General features: G+C 68.8%; 24 protein-coding genes. 11 read left to right on the plus strand and 13 right to left on the minus strand.

Features of this window, described 5'->3' with window-relative positions:
* From ACFU5M_RS30440 to ACFU5M_RS30470, 7 genes are all read left to right on the plus strand, one after another.
* Positions 1–423 (plus strand): M20/M25/M40 family metallo-hydrolase (locus ACFU5M_RS30440; protein WP_379054338.1); only part of this gene is annotated, 423 nt, incomplete at its 5' end.
* A 117-nt stretch (positions 424–540) separates the two neighbouring features.
* Positions 541–1320: an enoyl-CoA hydratase-related protein gene (locus tag ACFU5M_RS30445; RefSeq protein ID WP_379054339.1), complete on the plus strand. Its 780-nt coding sequence runs from the start codon at positions 541–543 to the stop codon at positions 1318–1320.
* 337 nt (positions 1321–1657) lie between these two features.
* Positions 1658–2467: a TIGR00730 family Rossman fold protein gene (locus ACFU5M_RS30450; RefSeq protein WP_379054340.1), complete on the plus strand. Its 810-nt coding sequence runs from the start codon at positions 1658–1660 to the stop codon at positions 2465–2467.
* Positions 2461–3021 carry a TIGR00730 family Rossman fold protein gene (locus tag ACFU5M_RS30455; RefSeq protein WP_379054341.1) on the plus strand — a complete coding sequence of 187 codons (561 nt, stop codon included), beginning with the start codon at positions 2461–2463 and terminating at the stop codon, positions 3019–3021. Before ACFU5M_RS30450 ends, ACFU5M_RS30455 begins: the two co-directional genes overlap by 7 nt.
* A gap of 14 nt (positions 3022–3035) precedes the next feature.
* The gene (locus ACFU5M_RS30460) at positions 3036–4802 is read left to right on the plus strand and encodes a long-chain-acyl-CoA synthetase (protein WP_379054342.1); all 1767 of its coding nucleotides are present in this window, start codon (positions 3036–3038) and stop codon (positions 4800–4802) included.
* Positions 4803–4860: 58 nt separating this feature from the next.
* Positions 4861–5745, plus strand: coding sequence for a dihydropteroate synthase (folP, locus tag ACFU5M_RS30465; protein ID WP_379054343.1), 885 nt, complete (start codon positions 4861–4863; stop codon positions 5743–5745).
* Positions 5742–6680 (plus strand): glucosyl-3-phosphoglycerate synthase, encoded by a 939-nt coding sequence (locus tag ACFU5M_RS30470; protein ID WP_379054344.1) that lies wholly within the window; start codon positions 5742–5744, stop codon positions 6678–6680. The genes folP and ACFU5M_RS30470 overlap by 4 nt, the downstream gene beginning before the upstream one ends.
* 31 nt (positions 6681–6711) lie before the next feature.
* Here ACFU5M_RS30470 and ACFU5M_RS30475 read toward each other — a convergent pair whose 3' ends face one another.
* From ACFU5M_RS30475 to sigE, 8 genes are all read right to left on the minus strand, one after another.
* Positions 6712–7047 (minus strand): hypothetical protein, encoded by a 336-nt coding sequence (locus ACFU5M_RS30475; RefSeq protein WP_379054345.1) that lies wholly within the window; start codon positions 7045–7047, stop codon positions 6712–6714.
* Positions 7048–7270: 223 nt separating this feature from the next.
* Positions 7271–8347 carry an XdhC family protein gene (locus tag ACFU5M_RS30480; RefSeq protein ID WP_379054346.1) on the minus strand — a complete coding sequence of 359 codons (1077 nt, stop codon included), beginning with the start codon at positions 8345–8347 and terminating at the stop codon, positions 7271–7273.
* A gap of 91 nt (positions 8348–8438) precedes the next feature.
* A complete protein-coding gene (locus ACFU5M_RS30485) occupies positions 8439–8774 on the minus strand; it encodes a hypothetical protein (RefSeq protein WP_379054347.1) in 336 nt (111 codons plus the stop codon).
* Between the two features lie 496 nt (positions 8775–9270).
* On the minus strand, positions 9271–10128 hold the full coding sequence (locus tag ACFU5M_RS30490; protein WP_379054348.1) for a hypothetical protein: 858 nt from the start codon (positions 10126–10128) through the stop codon (positions 9271–9273).
* A 52-nt stretch (positions 10129–10180) separates the two neighbouring features.
* Positions 10181–10597 (minus strand): Sec-independent protein translocase protein TatB, encoded by a 417-nt coding sequence (tatB, locus tag ACFU5M_RS30495; protein ID WP_379054349.1) that lies wholly within the window; start codon positions 10595–10597, stop codon positions 10181–10183.
* Between the two features lie 33 nt (positions 10598–10630).
* A complete protein-coding gene (locus tag ACFU5M_RS30500) occupies positions 10631–12169 on the minus strand; it encodes a S1C family serine protease (protein WP_379054350.1) in 1539 nt (512 codons plus the stop codon).
* Between the two features lie 10 nt (positions 12170–12179).
* Positions 12180–12575 (minus strand): hypothetical protein, encoded by a 396-nt coding sequence (locus tag ACFU5M_RS30505; RefSeq protein WP_379054351.1) that lies wholly within the window; start codon positions 12573–12575, stop codon positions 12180–12182.
* 61 nt (positions 12576–12636) lie between these two features.
* A complete protein-coding gene (sigE, locus tag ACFU5M_RS30510) occupies positions 12637–13296 on the minus strand; it encodes an RNA polymerase sigma factor SigE (protein WP_379054352.1) in 660 nt (219 codons plus the stop codon).
* Positions 13297–13573: 277 nt separating this feature from the next.
* On the opposite strand from sigE, the gene ACFU5M_RS30515 reads away from it, so the two are divergent.
* The 3 genes from ACFU5M_RS30515 (at position 13574) to ACFU5M_RS30525 (ending at position 14980) form a co-directional block, all read left to right on the plus strand.
* Positions 13574–14206 carry an O-methyltransferase gene (locus ACFU5M_RS30515; RefSeq protein WP_379054353.1) on the plus strand — a complete coding sequence of 211 codons (633 nt, stop codon included), beginning with the start codon at positions 13574–13576 and terminating at the stop codon, positions 14204–14206.
* Positions 14207–14281: 75 nt separating this feature from the next.
* Positions 14282–14515, plus strand: a complete 234-nt coding sequence (locus ACFU5M_RS30520; RefSeq protein ID WP_379054354.1) for a hypothetical protein — start codon at positions 14282–14284, stop codon at positions 14513–14515.
* Positions 14516–14749: 234 nt separating this feature from the next.
* Positions 14750–14980, plus strand: a complete 231-nt coding sequence (locus ACFU5M_RS30525) for a hypothetical protein (RefSeq protein WP_379054355.1) — start codon at positions 14750–14752, stop codon at positions 14978–14980.
* A 16-nt stretch (positions 14981–14996) separates the two neighbouring features.
* Here the strand turns inward: ACFU5M_RS30525 and glgC are convergent, their stop codons facing one another.
* The gene (gene glgC / locus ACFU5M_RS30530; protein WP_379054356.1) at positions 14997–16211 is read right to left on the minus strand and encodes a glucose-1-phosphate adenylyltransferase; all 1215 of its coding nucleotides are present in this window, start codon (positions 16209–16211) and stop codon (positions 14997–14999) included.
* Between the two features lie 125 nt (positions 16212–16336).
* Here glgC and glgA point away from each other — a divergent pair, with 125 nt between their 5' ends.
* Complete coding sequence (gene glgA / locus ACFU5M_RS30535; RefSeq protein ID WP_379054359.1) at positions 16337–17503, plus strand: glycogen synthase; 1167 nt, start codon at positions 16337–16339, stop codon at positions 17501–17503.
* A 9-nt stretch (positions 17504–17512) separates the two neighbouring features.
* Here glgA and ACFU5M_RS30540 read toward each other — a convergent pair whose 3' ends face one another.
* The 4 genes from ACFU5M_RS30540 to ACFU5M_RS30555 all read right to left on the minus strand — a co-directional run bounded on the left by ACFU5M_RS30540 (position 17513) and on the right by ACFU5M_RS30555 (position 19596).
* Entirely contained in the window at positions 17513–18343 is an 831-nt protein-coding gene (locus ACFU5M_RS30540; RefSeq protein WP_379054360.1) for a putative RNA methyltransferase, read from the minus strand.
* Between the two features lie 33 nt (positions 18344–18376).
* Positions 18377–18544, minus strand: a complete 168-nt coding sequence (locus tag ACFU5M_RS30545; RefSeq protein ID WP_011211259.1) for a DUF3117 domain-containing protein — start codon at positions 18542–18544, stop codon at positions 18377–18379.
* A gap of 141 nt (positions 18545–18685) precedes the next feature.
* Positions 18686–19279, minus strand: a complete 594-nt coding sequence (locus tag ACFU5M_RS30550; protein WP_379054357.1) for a DNA-3-methyladenine glycosylase I — start codon at positions 19277–19279, stop codon at positions 18686–18688.
* On the minus strand, positions 19276–19596 hold the full coding sequence (locus tag ACFU5M_RS30555; protein WP_379054358.1) for a DivIVA domain-containing protein: 321 nt from the start codon (positions 19594–19596) through the stop codon (positions 19276–19278). Before ACFU5M_RS30555 ends, ACFU5M_RS30550 begins: the two co-directional genes overlap by 4 nt.
* Positions 19597–19711 lie beyond the last annotated feature (115 nt).

Here is a 19711-nt window from a genome sequence, read left to right on the forward strand (position 1 = left end):
GCGGTCCAGGTCGAGGGCGGCGTTGCGGGCAACGTCGTGCCCGACGCCGCCGAACTGGAGGTCAACTTCCGTTTCGCACCCGACCGCACCGTCGACCAAGCCGTCGAGCACGTGCGCGAGGTCTTCACCGGACTCGAGCTGTCCCTCGAGGTGATCGACTCGGCGCCGGGCGCGCTGCCCGGGCTGACCGCACCGGCGGCCAAGGACCTGATCGACTCGGTGCAGCGCCACGGCGGCGGCGGTGTGCGCGCGAAGTACGGCTGGACCGACGTCTCGCGTTTCGCCGCACGTGGCATTCCCGCCGTCAACTTCGGCCCCGGCGATCCCAACCTCGCGCACAAGCGCGACGAGCACGTCCCCGTCGACCAGATCACCGCCGTTACCGGCATGCTGCGCAGCTACCTGAACGGCACACCGGACTGAACGGCTCGGCAAGGGGTGACCTGGCCGTATTCAGTGCGGCATGGTCGATCCCCGAATAGGCTTCCGGACCACTTCGCAGGTGTCGTGTCGTCGCCCGCAGAGATCTACGGTGGAGAGATGACCGCCTTGGAGTATCGGCATCTGCTGGTCGCGCGGGACGGTGACACGGTGCGCATCACCATGAACCGGCCGGAGCGGCGCAATGCGCTGTCGGGCGAGCATCTGGCCGAACTGCTCGCCTCGTTCCGGGCCGCCGGGGAGACCGACGCCGCCGGAATAGTGCTCGGGGCGCGCGGCCCGGTGTTCTCCGCGGGCCACGATTTCGCCGACGTCGCCGCGCGTGACCTGCTCGGCGTGCGGGAACTGCTCACACGCTGCACCGAGCTCATGTCGACCATCCAGTCGGTGCCGCAGGTGGTGATCGCCCGGGTACACGGTCTGGCCACGGCCGCGGGCTGCCAGTTGGTGGCCTCATGCGATCTGGCCGTCGCCGCCGAATCCGCCGCGTTCGCGCTCCCTGGCGGAAAGGGTGGCTGGTTCTGCCACACCCCCGCGGTGCCGGTGGCCCGCGCCGTCGGACGTAAACGCCTGATGGAAATGGCCCTCACCGGCGATCCGATCGATGCCCGCACCGCCGAACAGTGGGGCCTGATCAACCGAGCGGTGCCGGACGCCGAGCTGGACACTGCCGTGGGTGAGTTGCTCGCTCGCGCTACCCGGGGCAGCCGGGCCAGCAAGGCACTCGGCAAACGCACTCTCTACGGTCAACTCGACCGTCCCGAAACAGACGCCTACGCCCTCGCCCTGGAAGTCATGGCCGCCGCCGCTCAACTTCCCGGCGCCCGCGAAGGTATGGCGGCCTTCCTGGCGAAGCGCGCACCGGCCTGGCGCGACTAGCGCAGGCAGGGAGACTTTTCCAGCGGTCGGAACCGCGAGCGCCGCCGTCATCGTGTACGCACCGCGACCGGACCGAGGTGTGCGGCCGGTGGTTTCGAGGGACACGGTGAGGCGGAGGTGGCGGCGACGCGGTTCGTTCGGAAGCCGTCAGCTTCTCCAGAGCGCCGCGTCCGCGTCGAGCGCCGAGATCGTAGGCGCCCGGCGATTCGCGCCGTCACGTGCGCGTCGAGCGCCGAGATTGCGACCGCGTCTCGCCCTGCCTGCGCCCGGCTGAACGTCGGACGACTTCTCCCGGCCAGCCCCTGAGTCGCCCTTGCCGGGCGGTAGCGTGGAACGCATGTCCACCGACGCCGCGGACCGTGAGGTCGCCCCCAAACCGAAGTCGACACCGAAGTTCCGCGGCCCGATCATGTTTCGCCGCGACCGCGCGGACGGCGTGGGCACCGCCGACCGGCACCTGCTGGACAAGCGTGGCGACACGGACTGGGTACACACCGATCCATGGCGCGTGCTGCGCATCCAAGCCGAGTTCGTCGAGGGCTTCGGCGCGCTCGCCGAGGTGCCGCGGGCGGTGACCGTCTTCGGTTCCGCGCGCACCTCCGCCGACCATCCGGAGTACCAGGCCGGGCTGGCCATCGGCGCCGCGCTGGCGCGGGCGGGTTTCGCGGTGATCACCGGCGGCGGCCCCGGCGCGATGGAGGCGGCGAACCGGGGCGCTTGCGAGGCGGGCGGCTATTCGATCGGCCTCGGCATCGAGCTGCCGTTCGAGCAGAGTCTCAACGACTGGGTCGACCTGGGGATCAATTTCCGGTACTTCTTCGTCCGCAAGACGATGTTCGTGAAGTACTCACAGGCGTTCATCTGCCTGCCCGGCGGTTTCGGCACGCTCGACGAGTTGTTCGAGGCGCTGACCCTGGTACAGACGCACAAGATCACCCGGTTCCCCATCATCCTGTTCGGGACCAGGTACTGGTCGGGACTCGTCGATTGGTTACGCGATTCGCTCGGCGGCTCCGGCAAAATCTCCCCGGGCGACCTCGGCCTGCTGCATGTGACCGACAGCGTCGAGGAGGTCGTGCAGATCATCCAGGCCGCCGCGGAGGCGGGCGGCGCCGAGGACGCGATCGGGACGGAGGATCAGTGGTGAGCGATCGGCCTTTTTCCGTCTGTGTCTACTGCTCGGCGAGTACGACCGACCAGGACTACCTCTCGCTGGCCGCCCGGGTGGGCACCGAGATCGCCCGGCGCGGTTGGCAACTGGTATCCGGCGGCGGGCACGTCTCGATGATGGGCGCGGTCGCCACCGCGGCGCGCGCGGGCGGCGCGAACACCATCGGCGTGATTCCGAAACACTTGGTGCACCGGGAGGTCGCCGACGTCGACGCCGACGAACTGGTCGTCACCGACACCATGCGCCAGCGCAAGCAGGTGATGGAGGACCGTGCCGACGCGTTCCTCACCCTGCCCGGCGGCATCGGCACGCTGGAGGAGTTCTTCGAGACCTGGACCGGCGGCTATCTGGGACAACACGAGAAACCCGTCGTTGTGCTGGATCCCAATGGTTTCTTCCGAGGTTTGTTTTCCTGGCTGGACGAGTTGTACGAGCGCAAGTTCGTGCCCCAGACAGCCATGGCCCGGATTACCGTGGTGACCGATCTCCCGTCCGCGTTCGCGGCACTGGAGGCGGCGCGAATCCAGTGAGGAGAGCTGAAGACGTGAGCACTGCACGTTCGACGGTGAGTTTGTTCGACCTCGCCCGAAACCTGCCCGCGATGGCCCTGGACGCCCCCGGCATGCTTCGCAACGCGCTGAGCATGCTGGTGACGCCGGACTCCGAGTCCTCGGTGGGCCTGTATTTCCAGCGCGCCGCCCACCGGCATCCGGATCGGTTGTTCCTGCGGTTCGAGGGCGCGACCTTCACCTACGGTCAGGCCAACGCACAGGTGAACCGGTATGCGAGCGTGCTCGCGGCGCGGGGGGTGCGGCGCGGCGACGTGGTCGGCGTGCTGATGACCAACCGGCCGGAGACACTGTTCGTCGCGCTGGCGACGGTCAAGCTCGGGGCCACCGTGGGGCTGCTCAACCACCATCAGCGCGACAAGGTACTGGCGCACAGCTTCGGCCTGCTCGACAGCGTGCTGAACGTGGTCGGCGCGGAATGCGCCGAAGCGATCGACTCGCTGCCCGAACCGCCCGCCCACGTCCTCGCGGCCGACGAACTCCACGAGGCGGCCCGCGACGCCGACGACGCCGATCCGCCGAGCTGCGCGGAGGTCACCGCGCGCGAGCGGGCGTTCCTCATCTTCACCTCCGGCACCACCGGACTGCCGAAGGCCAGCGTGATGACCCATCTGCGCTGGACCAAGAGCATGGCAGGCCTGGGTGGCCTGGGAATTCGACTGCACGGCAACGACACTCTGTACTGCTGCCTGCCGCTGTACCACAACAACGCGCTCACCGTCGCGTTGTCCGCGGTGCTGGCCTCCGGCGGCACACTCGCCCTCGGCCGGGGATTCTCCGCGTCCCGGTTCTGGGACGAGGTCATCCGCGAGCAGGCGACAGCGTTCATCTATATCGGCGAGCTGTGCCGCTACCTGGTCAATCAGCCCGCCAAGCCGACCGATCGGCAGCACCTGGTCCGGCTCGCCGTCGGCAACGGGCTGCGCCCGGAACTGTGGGACGAGTTCAAATCCCGGTTCGGCATCGAGCGGATCGTGGAGTTCTACGGCGCGAGCGAGGCGAACATCGCGTTCGTCAACGCCTTCGGCGTGGACCGCACGGCAGGCTTCGGCCCGCTGCCGTATGCCGTCGTGGAGTACGACGAGGAGACCGGGAAGGTCAAGCGCGACAAGAACGGGCGCTTGCGCCGGGTCGGCACGGGCGGGGTCGGACTTCTGCTGGCCAAGGTGACCGACCGCTCCCCGTTCGACGGGTACACCGACAAGGACGCCACCGAGGCCAAGCTGGTGCGCGACGGCTTCCAGTCCGGAGACGTCTGGTTCGACACCGGCGATCTGGTGCGGGAGCAGGGCTGGCATCACATCGCGTTCGTCGACCGGCTCGGCGACACCTTCCGCTGGAAGGGCGAGAACGTGGCGACCACCGAGGTGGAAGGCGCGCTGAGCAAGGCGGAGTCGATCGCGCAAGCGGTGGTCTACGGCGTGGACATCCCCGGGACGGACGGCAAGGCGGGCATGGCCGCGGTGACGCTGCGTCCCGGCGCGGAATTCGACGCGGCGGCGGTGGCGAAACTGGCATACGAGCAGTTGCCGGGCTATGCCGTGCCGCTGTTCGTTCGCATCGTCCACGAGCTGGAGCAGACCTCTACGTTCAAAAGCCGCAAGGTCGAACTGCGCAAGCAGGGCTATACCCCGGACCCCGACAGCACGCTGTACGTCCTCGCGGGCCGCACCGAGGGCTACATCCCCGCCTACGACGACTACGCCGCCGATGTAGCGGCCGGACGGGCACCCAAGAGCTGACCGGCGAGACCAGTACGGCCTGAAGACTCGGAGTGACGGACTGGCTACAGTCGTTCACATGTTCAGCTCGACCGCGGCGCCGCTTCCTACGCTGTGCGGCCGACCGGTGGCGACGGATCGAGCGCTGGTGATGGCGATCGTGAATCGCACGCCGGACTCGTTCTACGACCGAGGCGCCACGTTCACCGACGCGGCGGCCATGGATGCGGTGGCGCGCGCGGTGGACGAGGGCGCCGACCTCGTCGACATCGGCGGGGTGAAAGCCGGGCCGGGCGATGCGGTGGACGGAGCCGAGGAGACGCGCCGGGTGGTGCCGTTCGTCGCGGCCATTCGCGCGAAGTACCCGCAGCTACTGATCAGCGTCGACACCTGGCGCGCCGAGGTGGCGCTGGCCGCGGTGGGCGAAGGGGCGGATCTGATCAACGACACCTGGGCGGGCGCCGACCCCGATCTCGTTCCCGTGGCCGCCGCGCACGGCGCCGGTGTGGTGTGCAGCCATACCGGTGGCGCGGTGCCGCGCACCCGGCCGCATCGGGTCCGTTACGCCGATGTGGTGGGTGAGGTCACCGAAACCGTGGTGCGTGCCGCGGAGAACGCGCTCGCGGCCGGGGTCAGCCGGGATTCGATTCTGATCGATCCGACGCACGATTTCGGCAAGAACACGTATCACGGGCTCGAACTGTTGCGCCGAGTCGACGTTCTTGTAAAAACCGGATGGCCAGTCTTGATGGCGCTGAGCAATAAGGATTTCATCGGGGAGACTTTAGGTGTCGGTCTCACCGAACGGCTGGAGGGCACATTGGCGGCAACAGCATGGTCGGCGGCGGCCGGCGCCCGAGTCTTCCGAGTCCACGAAGTCGCCGCGACCCGGCGGGTCGTGGACATGATCGCCGCGATCCAGGGCATCCGGCCCCCCGCACGAACCTTGCGAGGTCTGGCATGACATTCCAACACCGTGAGCCCGCTTGGGCGACGACCAATACCTGGGACACCCCGAACTGGCGAGTCGACGAACTCGTCCGCGCCAAAGCCGGGCGCACCGTGTCGGTGGTGCTGCCCGCACTGAACGAAGAACGGACCGTGGCCGACGTGGTGGCCAGCATCCGGCCGCTACTCGGCACGCTGGTCGACGAGCTGATCGTGCTGGACTCCGGGTCGACCGACGCCACCGCGGAGCGGGCACGCGCGGCGGGCGCGGAGGTGATCAGCCGCGAGCAGGCGGTGCCGGAGCTGGAGCCGGTCCCCGGCAAGGGTGAGGTGCTGTGGCGCTCGCTGGCGGTGACCAGTGGCGATCTGATCGCTTTCGTCGACTCCGACCTGATCGACCCGGATCCCGCTTTCGTGCCGAAGTTGCTCGGTCCGCTGCTCACGGTCGATGACGTGCAGCTGGCCAAGGCCTATTACCGCAGGCCGTTGCGGCAAGGCGGCGCGGTGGACGCGCACGGCGGTGGCCGTGTCACCGAACTGGTCGCCCGCCCCCTGCTGGCCGCATTGCGACCGGAACTCGCGCAGGTGTTGCAGCCGCTCGGCGGTGAATACGCGGGCACCCGCGAACTGCTCACCTCGGTGCCGTTCGCGCCGGGCTACGGCGTGGAGATCGGACTGCTGCTGGACACCTACGACCGGCTCGGCATGTCCGCGATCGGCCAGGTGAACCTGGGCGTGCGCACACATCGCAACCGGCCGCTGGCCGATCTCGGGGTGATGAGCCGCCAGATTCTCGGTACGGTGCTCGGCCGCAGCGGCATCCAGGACTCCGGTGCGGCGCTGACCCAGTTCCCGCTGATCGGTGACGAGTTCACCGCGCACCGCACCGAGGTCTCCCTGATGGACCGTCCGCCGATGAAGACTTTGCGGCCCGCGTGGGCGGCGGCCTGAGCCGCTCCACCGCCTCGGCGCGGGGATTCGGTCAGACCCCTTCGGCGTGCGGATCCCGCATGTATCCCGCCTCGATCAGGGTGCGGAAGGCCGCGAGCTTGTAGACGCACTCGGCCGGCTCGCAGATCCGGTGGCGCTGCATGAGCTCGTGGGCCTCCGCCACGGTCAACGGCTCGACGGGCATCTGCTGCGGTCTGCCGATCGGGCAGGTCGGTAGCAGGCGCGCGGGTAGCTGCTGCGTGATCGTGTGCTGGGCGACACCGACTCGGCGCCGCCGGTTCGCCGGTCCGTACATCAAACCGATGGTGGCGACCAGGCCGGCGGCGCCGGCGAGCGAGCAGAGGACGGCGATCTGGGTGGCGGTCACGGCGCTTTCTCCTCTCGGTGGGGCGGGCCGGGCAGAGCGTGGCGGGGCCGAAGCGCGCGCACCGTCACCTATTCATAGTTAATTTTCAGCAAATTAAGTGTGAGCCGCGGTGGCGCGCCGTGCAAGGGGGAAATGGGATGCGCGACCGAGGGGATCTCCTGCTTTGCAGCCGGTTATTCCCGCTGGCCAGATGTCCAATCCGACTTGGGGAAACTTTGAGCAATCAGCGGTGGATGGGACCGTCGATGCGGTCCAGGGCCACGGCGGAGGCGCCGGCGCGTTCGGCCAGGATCTGGGCGGCGATCGAGATGGCCGTCTCGTCCGGTGTCCGCGCGCCGAGGTCCAGCCCCACCGGACTGCGCATCCTGCCGAGCTGGTCGTCGGTGATGCCGGCCGCCCGCAGGCGCTCGACGCGCTCGGCGTGCGTCCGGCGAGATCCGAGCGCGCCGACGAAGCCGATGTGCGGGCACGACAAGGCCGTCACCAGCATCGGCACATCGAATTTGGCGTCATGGGCGAGCACGCAGACCACGGTGCGCTGGTCGATCCGCCCCGCCTCCTGTTCCTCGCCCAGATACCGGTGCGGCCACTCCACGACGACCTCGTGGGCAGCGGGGAACCGGGCGGCGGTGGCGAAGGTCTCGCGGGCGTCCACGACCGTCACCCGGTAGCCGAGCTGGCGCCCGGTGCGGCTGAGCGCGCGTACGAAGTCGTTGGCACCGGCCAGGATCATCCGAGCCGGGGCCGCGAAGACCTGTACGAACGTACGGGGTCGCGGGGCGCCGTTCGCCGCGCACTCGTCGGCGCCCACCACGCCGCAGCGGCCCGCGGCGAGTAGTGCTCGCGCGTCGCGGTCGACGCCGTGCCACGGCTCGGTATCAGCGGTCGTCAGCAACTTCCACTCCGGTGCGGCGTCCATGGTGGTCGCCACGGCGACGGGGGAGCCGTCCTCGATCCGCTGCCGTAACGCGGATAGCAGCGGGAGCCGTGCACGCGAGACGCGCTCGACGAACACTTCGATCTCGCCGCCGCAGGTCAAGCCGACCGCGGGTCCGTCGGAGTCGGCATAGCCGAACCGGTCGGTCACCGCGTGGCCGCTGGTCAGCACTTCCTGCGCCGACGCGACGACAGCGGCCTCGACACAGCCACCGGACAGCGAACCGTGCACCTCGCCGGAGCCGGTGACGATCATCGCCGCTCCGAGTTCCCGCGGTCCGGGGCCGGTCGTGTCCACCACACGGGCCAGCGCGACCGGCCCGAGCGGCAGCAGGGTGAGTAATTGCCCGAGTATCGCGCGCACCGGAATCCGGTCCTTTCCCGAGGGGTCCAGCGCATCGGGCCCGAGACGGTCGGCGCATGCCCGCCGTACCGTAAGCCTAATTATCGGGAGGTCATCCGTCGCGGCGGCGATGATCCGGTAGCAGTACGGTGTGGTCGTCGGCCGACGCCGGATCCGCGGCCTTGTCCCGGGGGTCGTCGGTGTGGAGCCGCTTCCGTTCGGCATCGTCGGGACCGACCGACGCGGCGTCCGGCCGATCGGCTTGCTGGTCCTCATCCGCCGAGGCATCGGCTTCGGGTGACGTGGCCGACTCGTTCGCCAGCCGGGCTTGGAGGTCGGCGACGCTCACGTGAGCCTTCGGCCCCGCGGGCCGCAGCAGCACACTGAGGATCAGGCCGAGCAGGCCCACCGCCAAGACGGCGCCGCCGATCAGCAGTAACGGATTCACGATTCCTCCTTGCCGGACACCTCAGGCGGTTCACCTATCACATGCGGTTATCGTCCAGCTATTCAATCATCCCTGTATGAACCTGCTCGGGCTGGGGCTGGTGACCTGCGCCACAGGAAGAAGGCCTGACCTCAGCGACCCTTCGATGTGTTCGTGACCAGGTGATCGTGAGGATGAGGCACCGGATGTTGGGCCACTCGCTCGACGTCTAATTCCCGCGCTTCGCGGTCGGGCATGCACTTGTCCACGATGTCCATCGATTTGCTGAATGTCGTTGTGTGCGTGCAGCCGACGCGCGGGTGCTCACTGCCGCACAGTCGGCCTCCGGTAACGGTGGTCGAGCGAAGTGCCAGAGCCGGCGCCCGGCAGCCGGACGAAACGGCACGTGTGGGTGTCGTCGGCGTTGCCGCAGGGGAATTCGGCCGTTGGCGTCACATCGCGTGCCGGTGTCAGGCGGAGCCGCGGACGGATGGTCCGCGCTCTCGCGGGTGCTGTCTCAGCGGCGCACACCTGTTGCGGGCGAACGGTTTTCGGGATCGTGGCGGTAGACAGGCGTGAGCAGGTCGGCCTCCAGCGGTTCGCCCGTGGCGCGGTCGAAGCGACAGGCGATCAGCACCGAGAACAGGTGATTGCTCGCTCGCTCGTGCAGTGTGGCCAGCCGGGTGGCGAGCAACCGGATGGCACCGAGCGAGCCGGGCGGATGCATGCCGTCGATCATCAACACGCTGCCACGCCCGTCGGGCCGGGGAAGTCTGCCCAGATAGGCGATGTCGTGCGGTTCGGGTCCGCCCGGCCGGTACACCCGGCGGGCCGCCCGGTCCTCGATTCCCCGGCGCGCGTCACCCATCCTCGCCACCGCGCGGCGCAGTCGCGGATCGGCCGCCACCAACTGGCGCAAACTCGGCGACAGCTCCGGACCGCCCAACACGATCAGGCCGTCACGCCGCAGGTCGATCGGGCGCCCCGGTAGGAAATGCTCGACCGCGACGCTGAAGCCGAGTTCGCGCAGGAGCTCGGTCAATCGCTGCGGCGCGGCGGGATCGGGCGCGCCGATCACGCGGCCGGCGCGCACCTCGGGGACGAGCACGGTGAGCGAACCGTGCCCGAAGAACAGTCCTTCCGGCGCGGGTCCCTGCGTACTCACCTGGTGGATGCGCGCCCGGGAAAGGCCCGCTGCCGCACCGATTCTGGCGAACGTCCAGCCTTCGGCATGGAGCTCCCGGATCACGGCACGCCGAATCCTGGTCAGTTCGTTGATGGTCTGCTGGGCTGCCGCCACCCCGTCGGTGGCCGCTTTCAGTCGCTCGACCTTGTCCTCGATCGCGAACACGCGCGCCACGTCATCGGCCGACATGTGCGAAGTCTAGACAGCTGAACAGCGCAATGCGTCTAGTCTGCTTGACGAATCAGGTGGCGTCGGTGTCGATCGGAGGACGTTCGTTGCGCTCCAACGGCTTAGCCAACTTGGGCATCGGGTAGTCCGGCATCCCGCTGTTCGTGCTGTACAGGTCCTTCGGATCGGGCAGCGCGCTGTCGAAATCCTTGAACAGCGAATCGTCGCCGTGGAGAAGGTGTTTGGTCACCATCGCCCGCGGAGTCATACCGCGCAGTTCGTTCAGGTCGGCCAGCGGCTTACGCAGATCGTCGAACTCCGGCCCGAGTTCCTGCCGCAACTGGGACGTGGCGCCGCTCGCGTAGTCGCGCACCTGCCGCAGGCTGCGCGTGGTCCAGCGCACGGCACCGGGCAAGCGCTCCGGGCCGAGGATTACGAGGGCGGCGACGAGCAGGATGACCATCTCGCTCCAGCCGATGTTGCTGAACACGTAACCAGGCTACCCGGCGATCCGGCCGCCGGGTCAGTCGGATTCCAGCGTCACCGGCACGTCCACCTGCCTGCCATCGCGGATCAACTGCACGTTCACCGTTTCGCCGATGTCGCGCGACTGCACCGCGACGACCAGTTCGTCCGGCCCGGTGACCTCGCGATCGCCGACCTTCACGATCACGTCACCCTCGACGATCCCGGCCTTCGCCGCCGGACCGCCGGCCACGACGTCCGCCACCGCGGCGCCGCTCATGACCTCGTTGGCCACCTGCTTGGTGCGCGCGCTCAGGCCGATCGTCGGGTGGTGCACGACGCCGTCGCGGATCAAGGTCTGGGCGACCTCGATCACCTTGTCCACCGGGATCGCGAAGCCGAGGCCGACCGAGCCGCCGGTCTCGCTGCGGATGGCGGTGTTGATGCCGATCACCCGGCCGTCCATGTCCACCAGCGCGCCGCCGGAGTTACCGGGGTTGATCGACGCGTCGGTCTGCACGGCGTCGATGACGGCCTTCGTGTCGCTGCCCTCGCCCTCCAACTTCACCGGGCGATGCAGGGCGCTGACGATGCCGGAGGTCACCGTCTTGCTCAAGCCGAGCGGCGAACCGATGGCGAGCACGTCGTCACCGACCTGGACGTCGCCGGATTTGCCGAGCTGGGCGACGGTGAGATTCTTCACATCGACCTTCAGTACGGCCAGGTCGGTCTTCGGGTCGCGGCCGACGATCTGGGCGGGCACCCGGGTGCCGTCGGAGAACTGCACCTGGATCGCGGACCGGTTGGACTTGTCCTGTGCGGCCATCGAGATGACGTGGTTGTTGGTGACCACGTAGCCGCCGCCATCGATCACCACGCCGGAACCGGTGGCGCCGTTGTCGCCGACGGTCACCCGGATGGAGACGACCGAGGGCAGCACGGCGTTGGCGACCTGGGCGATCATGCCGTGCGCGCGGGTGCCGTCACCGGTCTGTTCGAGGGTCACCTTGCGCGAGGTGAGCGTCGAGGCGGTTTCCGCGGTGAGCCGCCCGACCAGCCCGCCGAGCAGGCCGATGACGACGGCGACGAGCGCGAGCAGGGCCAGTGCCTTGGGCGCGACCCGGGAGCCGAACAGCACTTCGCGGGCGCTGAGCTTCTCGGCCTGCGGCAGCGTCTGCAGCTTGGGGGTGGGCACCGCGGGGGCGCCGAGCCGCGCGACCGCCTCTGGGTCGCGCCACGGATCGGCCGGTCCGGCCACGGCCGACGCGCCATCGGCCGCGTCGGGGTCGCGCTGCAAGACTTCGGTGGAACCTTCCGGGCGGCCGAACGCCTCGGCCAGCACCGCGTCGGGCGGACGGTTCTGCAGTTCGGGACCGGATTGCGGCGCCGATCCCGCCTTGCGCAGCGGCAGCGGCTCGGCGAATGAACCGGACAAGCCGGACGGCCTGCGGAAGGCGCGCGCGGTGTGCGTGTCGACATGGGGCCGGTAGACCGGGCGCGGACCGAGCACGGGTGCGTCCGGTGGACGGAGATTCCCGCGGTCGGCCGCCGAATCCGAGGTGTCGGCCGATCCGGAATTCGTCGATTCGGTGGTCACTCGGGAAACTCTACTTGCGCCACCACGTAGTCCACCGGGTCGCGGTGAACGAATCGGTCAGAAAGCCGAAAACCGCCTCGTTACGCCCGGACTGGCCGGAAGCCGACGAGGGCGTCCGGCCACTGGACGCGCCGCCAGGCAGTTCAGCGAGCGGGATCCTGGTCAAGCTGTCGTGCAGGCCGGTCGGAATCGCGACCTGGCCCGCATGCCGCAACGCGATGCGCGCCTGCTGCTGGGCATCGACCTCCGCCGCGCACTCCGGACACAGCGAGAGGTGTTGAGCGGCCCGCAGGTAGGCGTTCATCCGCAATTCACCGTCGACGTACGCCGCGACCGCCTCACTCGCCAGATGTTCGGTGGGGCGAAAACGGGGGGGACGACCGGACGTGCTGGAGTCGCCACTCATTCGGTGCTCACCCTTTCAACCGCCATCGACCGATGTTCGGGCGATGCCGGCGTCCGACGAATCACCCTATGTTCGCGTCAGCGGCGAACCGCTGCTCACTTCCATTATGCGCAAGATAGTCGCGCAGGGCCTGACGTCCACGGTGGATCCGACTGCGCACCGTGCCCAGTTTCACGCCGAGCGTAGCGCCGATCTCCTCGTAGGACAGCCCCTCGATGTCACACAGCACCACGGCCGCGCGGAACTCCGGCGCGAGCGAATCCAGGGCCGTTTGCAGGTCGGGATCCAGCCGGGCGTCGTGGTAGGCCTGCTCCGGCCCCGGGCCCTCGGCGGGCACCCGGTCGTAGTCCTCGGGCAGCGCTTCCATCCTGATCCGGTTGCGGCGGCGGACCATGTCAAGGAACAGGTTGGTGGTGATGCGGTGTAGCCACCCCTCGAAGGTGCCCGGCTGGTAGTTCGACAGCGAACGGAACACCCGGATGAATGTCTCCTGGGTGAGGTCGTCCGCGTCCTGTGCGTCGCCGGAGAGGCGATAGGCCAACCGGTAGACCCGGTCGGCGTGCTCCCGGACCAGTTCGTCCCACGTCGGCATCGCCGACCGGTCACCGGTGGCATCGAAGGCAGCAGTCCCGGTCAGCTCGACCGCGTCCTCGACGGAATCGGCTTCGACCGGCAGGATCTGCTCGGGCAGGGTGGCGTATTCGCGCGCCGCATCGACCATGTGGATGGGGCTACCTCCTACTAGGGACCGCAAACGTGGGGACTCGCTCCGGTCCGGGTCTTCGGGCCGTCACGTACGGATACAACCGACAACCGGTATGTCGTTGTTCCCGCGTCCCGTGTTAATACACGGTCGGTTGCCCATACTCTTTCTGGTCCTGATATGGCCGGGTTATGGAGATCCTGAGGGTCACCTGAGAAAACCGGCGGCGGAAATGGCGGGCGGCGCGTGTTGTCCGGAACGCCGAGATCACCTGCCCGGCGTTAGCCTCATACCCGTGGCATCGAATCTGGAGCGGAATCTCGCCTACGTGGAGGAATCCGTCGTAGAGGACGAAATCCTCATCAGCGCGCGCGAACGGGCCACCGAACTCGGCGCTGTCCCCGTGCCGCCCTCGGTGGGCGCGCTGCTGAGCATGTACGCGCAGCTGCTCGGTGCGCGCGCGGTGGTCGAGGTCGGCACCGGTGCGGGCATCAGCGGGTTGTGGCTGCTCGACGGCATGCGCGAGGACGGCACGCTGACCACCATCGATTCGGAGCCGGAACATCAGCGCGCGGCCAAAGAGGCGTTCCGCGCCGCCGACATCCCACCGGCGCGCACCCGGCTGATCAACGGGCGGGCGCTGGATGTGCTGCCCCGGCTGGCCGATGGCGCCTACGACCTGGTCTTCATCGACGCCGCGCCGCTGGAACACCCGGAGTACGTCGCCCAAGCGGTGCGTCTGCTGCGCGACGGCGGCGCGATTCTGCTGCACAACGCGCTGCTGGGCGGGCGCGTACCCGATCCGGCGCAACGGGATCCGGCCACTCAGGCGGTGCGCGCCGCCACCCGCGCCATCGCGGAGAACCCGGAACTCACCTGCGTACTGATTCCGGTCGGAGACGGATTGCTCTGTGCCTCACGGGGTTAGTGATTCGTGCGCAGGCTGATTCCATCCCGGAATACGGGGTATGCGCTGAGAAAGAACTCAGTGAGGAAAGCAGATATGCGTGAATTAACTCCCATCGAAGTAGCGGTCATGGGGGATGTCGTGACCGAACGGCGAACGAGTTGGCTGCGGCCGACCCTGTTGGCCCTGCTGTTCGTGATGCTGGGCGCCGTGCTGGTGATGGTGGTGGTGAGCAACACCGATTTCGACACCGGCCCCGAGAAAACCACTCCGCCTCCGGGACCATGCGAGCCGTTCTGCACCCAGAACGTCGCTCCGCCCGCGCAGTGATACCCCCGTCGGCGGCGGTTCACGCTCCGGCCGAATAGGTCTGCCGCCGAAGTTTTTCCGAATGCCGGGCCACCGGGCCCTCTTCTCTTGGCGAACGCGCCATCCGCATCGATCGGCGGAGTTCGCGAAAAAGCGACCGTACCGCCACGATTCAGCGCAAGCCGCAGCGCGACACCGATGACCAACCGATACTGGTGGAGGTCAGGTTCCGAACGGACCCGGAAGAGGTGCGCCGTGGTGATGATGATGTTCCTCTGGGATGAAGACGAGCGTCGCCCCAAACCGATCCACTGGGGCCGGACCATGATCGCTTTCGGCGCGGTGCTTTTGTTCGCCGTGTTGATGGTCTATTTGGTGAGCACCGCTGATTTCGGTGAGGCCTCGAGATCGACCGTGCCGCGCACACCGGGTCCGTGCGCGCCATTCTGTATCGGCCCGCCCGCGCCCGAGCCGGGCGGACCCTGAGTACCGCTCGCCGCGGCTACACCCAGACGCCTTTGCCGACCGTGACGACCCCGCCGTTGCTCACCGCGAAACGGCTGCGATCGCGAGCCAGGTCCACGCCGATGATCTCGCCTTCGCCGACGACCACGTTCTTGTCCAGAATGGCGTGCCGCACCACCGCGCCGCGTCCGATCCGCACGCCGGGCATGAGCACGCACCCTTCGACGGTGGCGCCGTCGTCGACCATGACGTTGGCGCTGAGCACCGAGTTGCGGACGGTGGCGGCGGACAGGATGCTGCCCGCGCCCACGATGCATTCCTGCGCCAGCCCGCCTTGGGCGAACTTGGCCGGAGGCAGATTCTCGGCCGCCCCGCGAATGGGCCAGTGGCGGTTGTAGAGGTTGAACACCGGGTGCACCGAGACCAGGTCCATGTGCGCGTCGTAGAACGCGTCGATGGTCCCGACATCGCGCCAGTAGCCGCGATCGCGGTCGGTTGCGCCGGGCACGTCGTTGTCGGCGAAGTCGTAGACGCTCGCCTGCCCGGCCGCGACCAGGGCCGGAATGATGTCACCGCCCATGTCGTGGTCGGAATCGGCGTCGTCCGCGTCCGCCCGGATCGAGTCCACCAGCACCTTGGTGGTGAAGACGTAGTTGCCCATGGAGGCGAAGGTGACGTTCGGATCGTCGGGGGTGCCGGGCGGGTGCGCGGGTTTCTCCAGGAACTGCGTGATGCGGCCGGAGTCGTCGCTGTCGATGCAGCCGAACGCGCTCGCCTCGCTGCGCGGCACCCGGATGCCGGCCACCGTCACGCCCGCGCCGGAATCGATATGGTGGCGCACCATCTGCTCCGGGTCCATGCGGTAGACGTGATCGGCGCCGAAAACCGCGATGTATTCCGGGTCCTCGTCGTAGATCAGGTTCAGCGACTGCAAGATCGCGTCCGCGCTGCCGGTGTACCAGCGCGGTCCCAACCGCTGCTGCGCGGGCACCGGGGTGATGTACTCGCCGGCGAAACCGGACAGCCGCCAAGTCTGCGAGATGTGCCGGTCGAGCGAGTGCGACTTGTACTGGGTGAGCACGCACAGCCGCAGGAAACCCGCGTTGACCAGATTGCTGAGGACGAAGTCGATGAGGCGGTAGGCGCCGCCGAACGGGACGGCGGGCTTGGCGCGATCGGCCGTGAGTGGAAAGAGTCGCTTGCCCTCGCCACCGGCGAGCACGATCCCGAGTACGTGCGGCTGGCTCCTCACACCTGCCAAACTACCGGGTGGACCGCCCGTGGGTGGCCGCCGCGGACCCGAACGTCTACTTTGAATCGGTGAGTTTCGGCACGGATGGCGGACGTTCGGCGGTGTATTCCGGCGAGCGGGACCGGCTGAGCGTCGCGATGCTGACCCGCGAATTCCCACCCGAGGTGTACGGCGGGGCGGGGGTGCACGTCACGCAGCTGACGGCGCATTTGCGTCACCTGTGCGAGGTGACCGTGCACTGCATGGGCGTCGAGCGTCCGGATGCCGTGGTCCATCAACCGGATCCGTCGCTGCACGGCGCCAACGCCGCGCTGCGGATGATGTCCGCCCAGCTGCGGATGGCCGACGCCGTGGGCGATGTCGACGTGGTCCACTCACACACCTGGTACAGCGGCTTGGCCGGTCATCTGGCCGCGACCCTCTACGGCGTCCCGCATGTGCTGACCGCGCATTCCCTGGAACCACGCAGGCCGTGGAAGGCCGAGCAGCTCGGCGGCGGCTACCGGCTCTCGTCCTGGTCGGAACGCAACGCCGTCGAGCACGCCGACGCCGTCATCGCGGTGAGCGAAGGTATGCGCCGCGACGTGCTCGACGCCTATCCCGCGGTCGACCCGGCCCGGGTTCACGTGGTGCACAACGGCATCGACGGGACCGTCTGGCATCCCGGCCCGGTGGCAGGCGACGAACCGTCGGTGCTCGCCGCACTCGGCGTGCGCACCGACCGTCCCATCGTCGCCTTCGTCGGCCGCATCACGCGCCAGAAGGGCGTCGGCCACCTGCTGGCCGCCGCCCGCGACTTCGATCCCGACATCCAGCTCGTGCTGTGCGCGGGCGCGCCGGACACGCCCGAGCTGGCGCAGGAGGTCACCGCGGCGGTCCACGAGTTGCGGCAGCGGCGCGGCAATGTGTTCTGGGTTCGCGAGATGCTGCCCGGCGAGCAGATCCGGCAGATTCTCGCCGCCTCGTCGTTGTTCGTGTGCCCGTCGGTGTACGAACCGCTGGGCATCGTCAACCTCGAGGCGATGGCCTGCGCGACCGCGGTGGTCGCCTCGGACGTGGGCGGCATCCCGGAGGTGGTCGACAGCCGCAACGGACGGCTGGTGCACTACGACGCGGGCGCCGCCGCGGACTACGAGCACGGGCTCGCCACCGCCGTGAACGAGGTGGCCGGTGATCCGGAGCTGGCGGCCCGGCTCGGAGCCGCGGGCCGGGAGCGCGCGATCTCCGAATTCGACTGGTCGCGCATCGCCGCGCGCACGGTCGCGGTCTACGACGAGATCAGGAAAGGCTGAGCCGGCCGCTCAGGCCGCGAGACGGTAGGTGCCGACGACGACCGACGCCGTCACCTCGACGGACTCCGGCAGCCGCACCGCACCCGCCGTGTGATGCGCGGACGGGCCCATGCCCACCACGTGCGCGACATCGGGTCCGGCCAATGTCATCGGATACTCGACCAGCGTCCGGTCGACCGGTTCGAAATGTCCGGCCATCGCGGCGTCGAGCCTGCGGTCCTTGTCCGGGTCGACCCGGACCATGCCCAGCGGCTCGATCAGCTCGCCCAGGTGACGTTCGGTGGGAGTCGCGACGACGAAGCAGCCGTCCGCGGCGAGCGCCCTGGCGATCTCGCCGGGGTTGCGCGGCGCGAAGACGGAGAGTACGCAGGCCAGCGCGCCGTCGCGGATCGGTAACCCGCGCCAGGCGTCGGCCAGCACCGCCGCGGCGCGCGGGTGGGCGCGCGCGCAGCGCCGAACGGCGGGTTTGGCCACGTCCAGCCCGATGCCGACAGCCGGGGGAGCGGCGTCGAGCGCCCGGGCGAGGTAGTAGCCGGTACCCGCGCCGATCTCCAGCACCGGGCCGTCCGTCCGGCGCGTGGTGACGGCGCGCGTCACCGCGTCGGCGATCGGCGCGAAGTGTCCTCCACTCTGGAAGGCGGCACGGGCGTCGAGCATGGCCGCGGTGTCCCCGGTCATCTTGGTCGAAGCGCCGGTCAGCAAACTGACGTAGCCCTGCCGGGCGACGTCGAAGCTGTGGCCGCGACCGCAGCGCAGTGCTCGATCCCGTGGTTCGAGCGCGAGTGGCGCGGCGTCCTGGTGCGCCCGAATGCATTCCGGGCAGGCCAGGACGCCGGCCACGTCGGCGAGGGCCGAGTGCTCAGCCGGGCCCACTCAGCTCGTGACGCTCTTCAGTTCGTCACCGAGCGCCGCTGCCTCGTCCGGCGTGAGTTCGACGACCAGACGCCCGCCACCCTCGAGTGGAACCCGCATGACGATTCCACGCCCTTCTTTGGTTGCCTCGAGGGGACCGTCCCCGGTGCGGGGCTTCATGGCCGCCATCCTCTGCTCCCTCCAGATCTGCGCGGTCTGCTGCGCACTTTCTTGGAACTCCAGTTGTCACCAACCAGTGAGCTCGCCGGCGTTTGGCGAGCTACACCCGTCCCATTCTTCCCTATCGCGGATGTGGACGGATAGCTGAGTTCAAAAAGTGACCGGTCGGCCCGTGCCGGGGCGGTCGTTGCCCACCCAGCAATCGGCCAGGTGGTCATCGACCATCCCGGTCGCCTGCATCAAGGCATACGCCGTGGTGGGTCCGACGAACCGGAATCCGCGTCGTTTCAATTCTTTTGCCAGCGCGATGGATTCGGGTGTGGTCGCGGGCACGTCGGCGCCGGAGCGTGGGCGCGGGCGCGGCGGTGGGGCGAACGACCAGAGCAACTCGTCCAAGCCGACGTCGAGGTCGCGGGCAACCCGGGCGTTGGCGACGGCCGCGTCGATCTTGCTGCGGTTGCGGACGATGCCCGCGTCGGCCATCAGCCGGGCGACGTCGTCGTCGCCGAACTCCGCGACGCGCTCGATGGCGAACCCCGCGAACGCCGCACGGAAGGCCGGGCGTTTGCGCAGGATGGTCAGCCAGGACAGGCCGGATTGAAACGCCTCCAGGCAGAGCCGCTCGAACAAGGCGTCGTCGCCGTGCAGTGGCTTGCCCCATTCGTGGTCGTGATAGTCCCGATAGAGCTGGGACTGCATCGGCCAAGCGCAGCGAACAAGCCCGTCATCGGCCGGGGCGCTCACTTCGACTCCGGCGCGATCGGCGTCTGCCACCGCGCGGCCTGCGCTTCGGCCAGTTGGTGCTGGAGCTCATCGATCCGCGCGGCCAGCCGGGTCAGCGCCCAGTCCACCTCCCCGGCTTTGTAGCCGCGCACCACCTGCTGGAAGCGCAACGCACGCACGTCCGCCCCGGTGATCCCGTCCACCGGCAGCACGGTGGCCGTCGTCCCCTCCGGCAGCGGCCCCAGCTCCTCCGACCGCCCGAACACCGCACTGGCGAGTAAGAACAGCACCGCGGCGACCAAGCCGACGATCAGCACGTACAACAGCATGGTGAGCATGAGACGAGCTTATTAGCTGGGTGATTTGCCAGCGCCTGCGGCGCGGGGTGTTCGCGGCCCCGTCTTGGCTCGCGTCCGAGCGACCGCCGCGTGCTCCGTCGTCGCCGACGCGGCG

This window comes from Nocardia sp. NPDC057455 (assembly GCF_042802775.1).
Taxonomy (GTDB): domain Bacteria; phylum Actinomycetota; class Actinomycetes; order Mycobacteriales; family Mycobacteriaceae; genus Nocardia.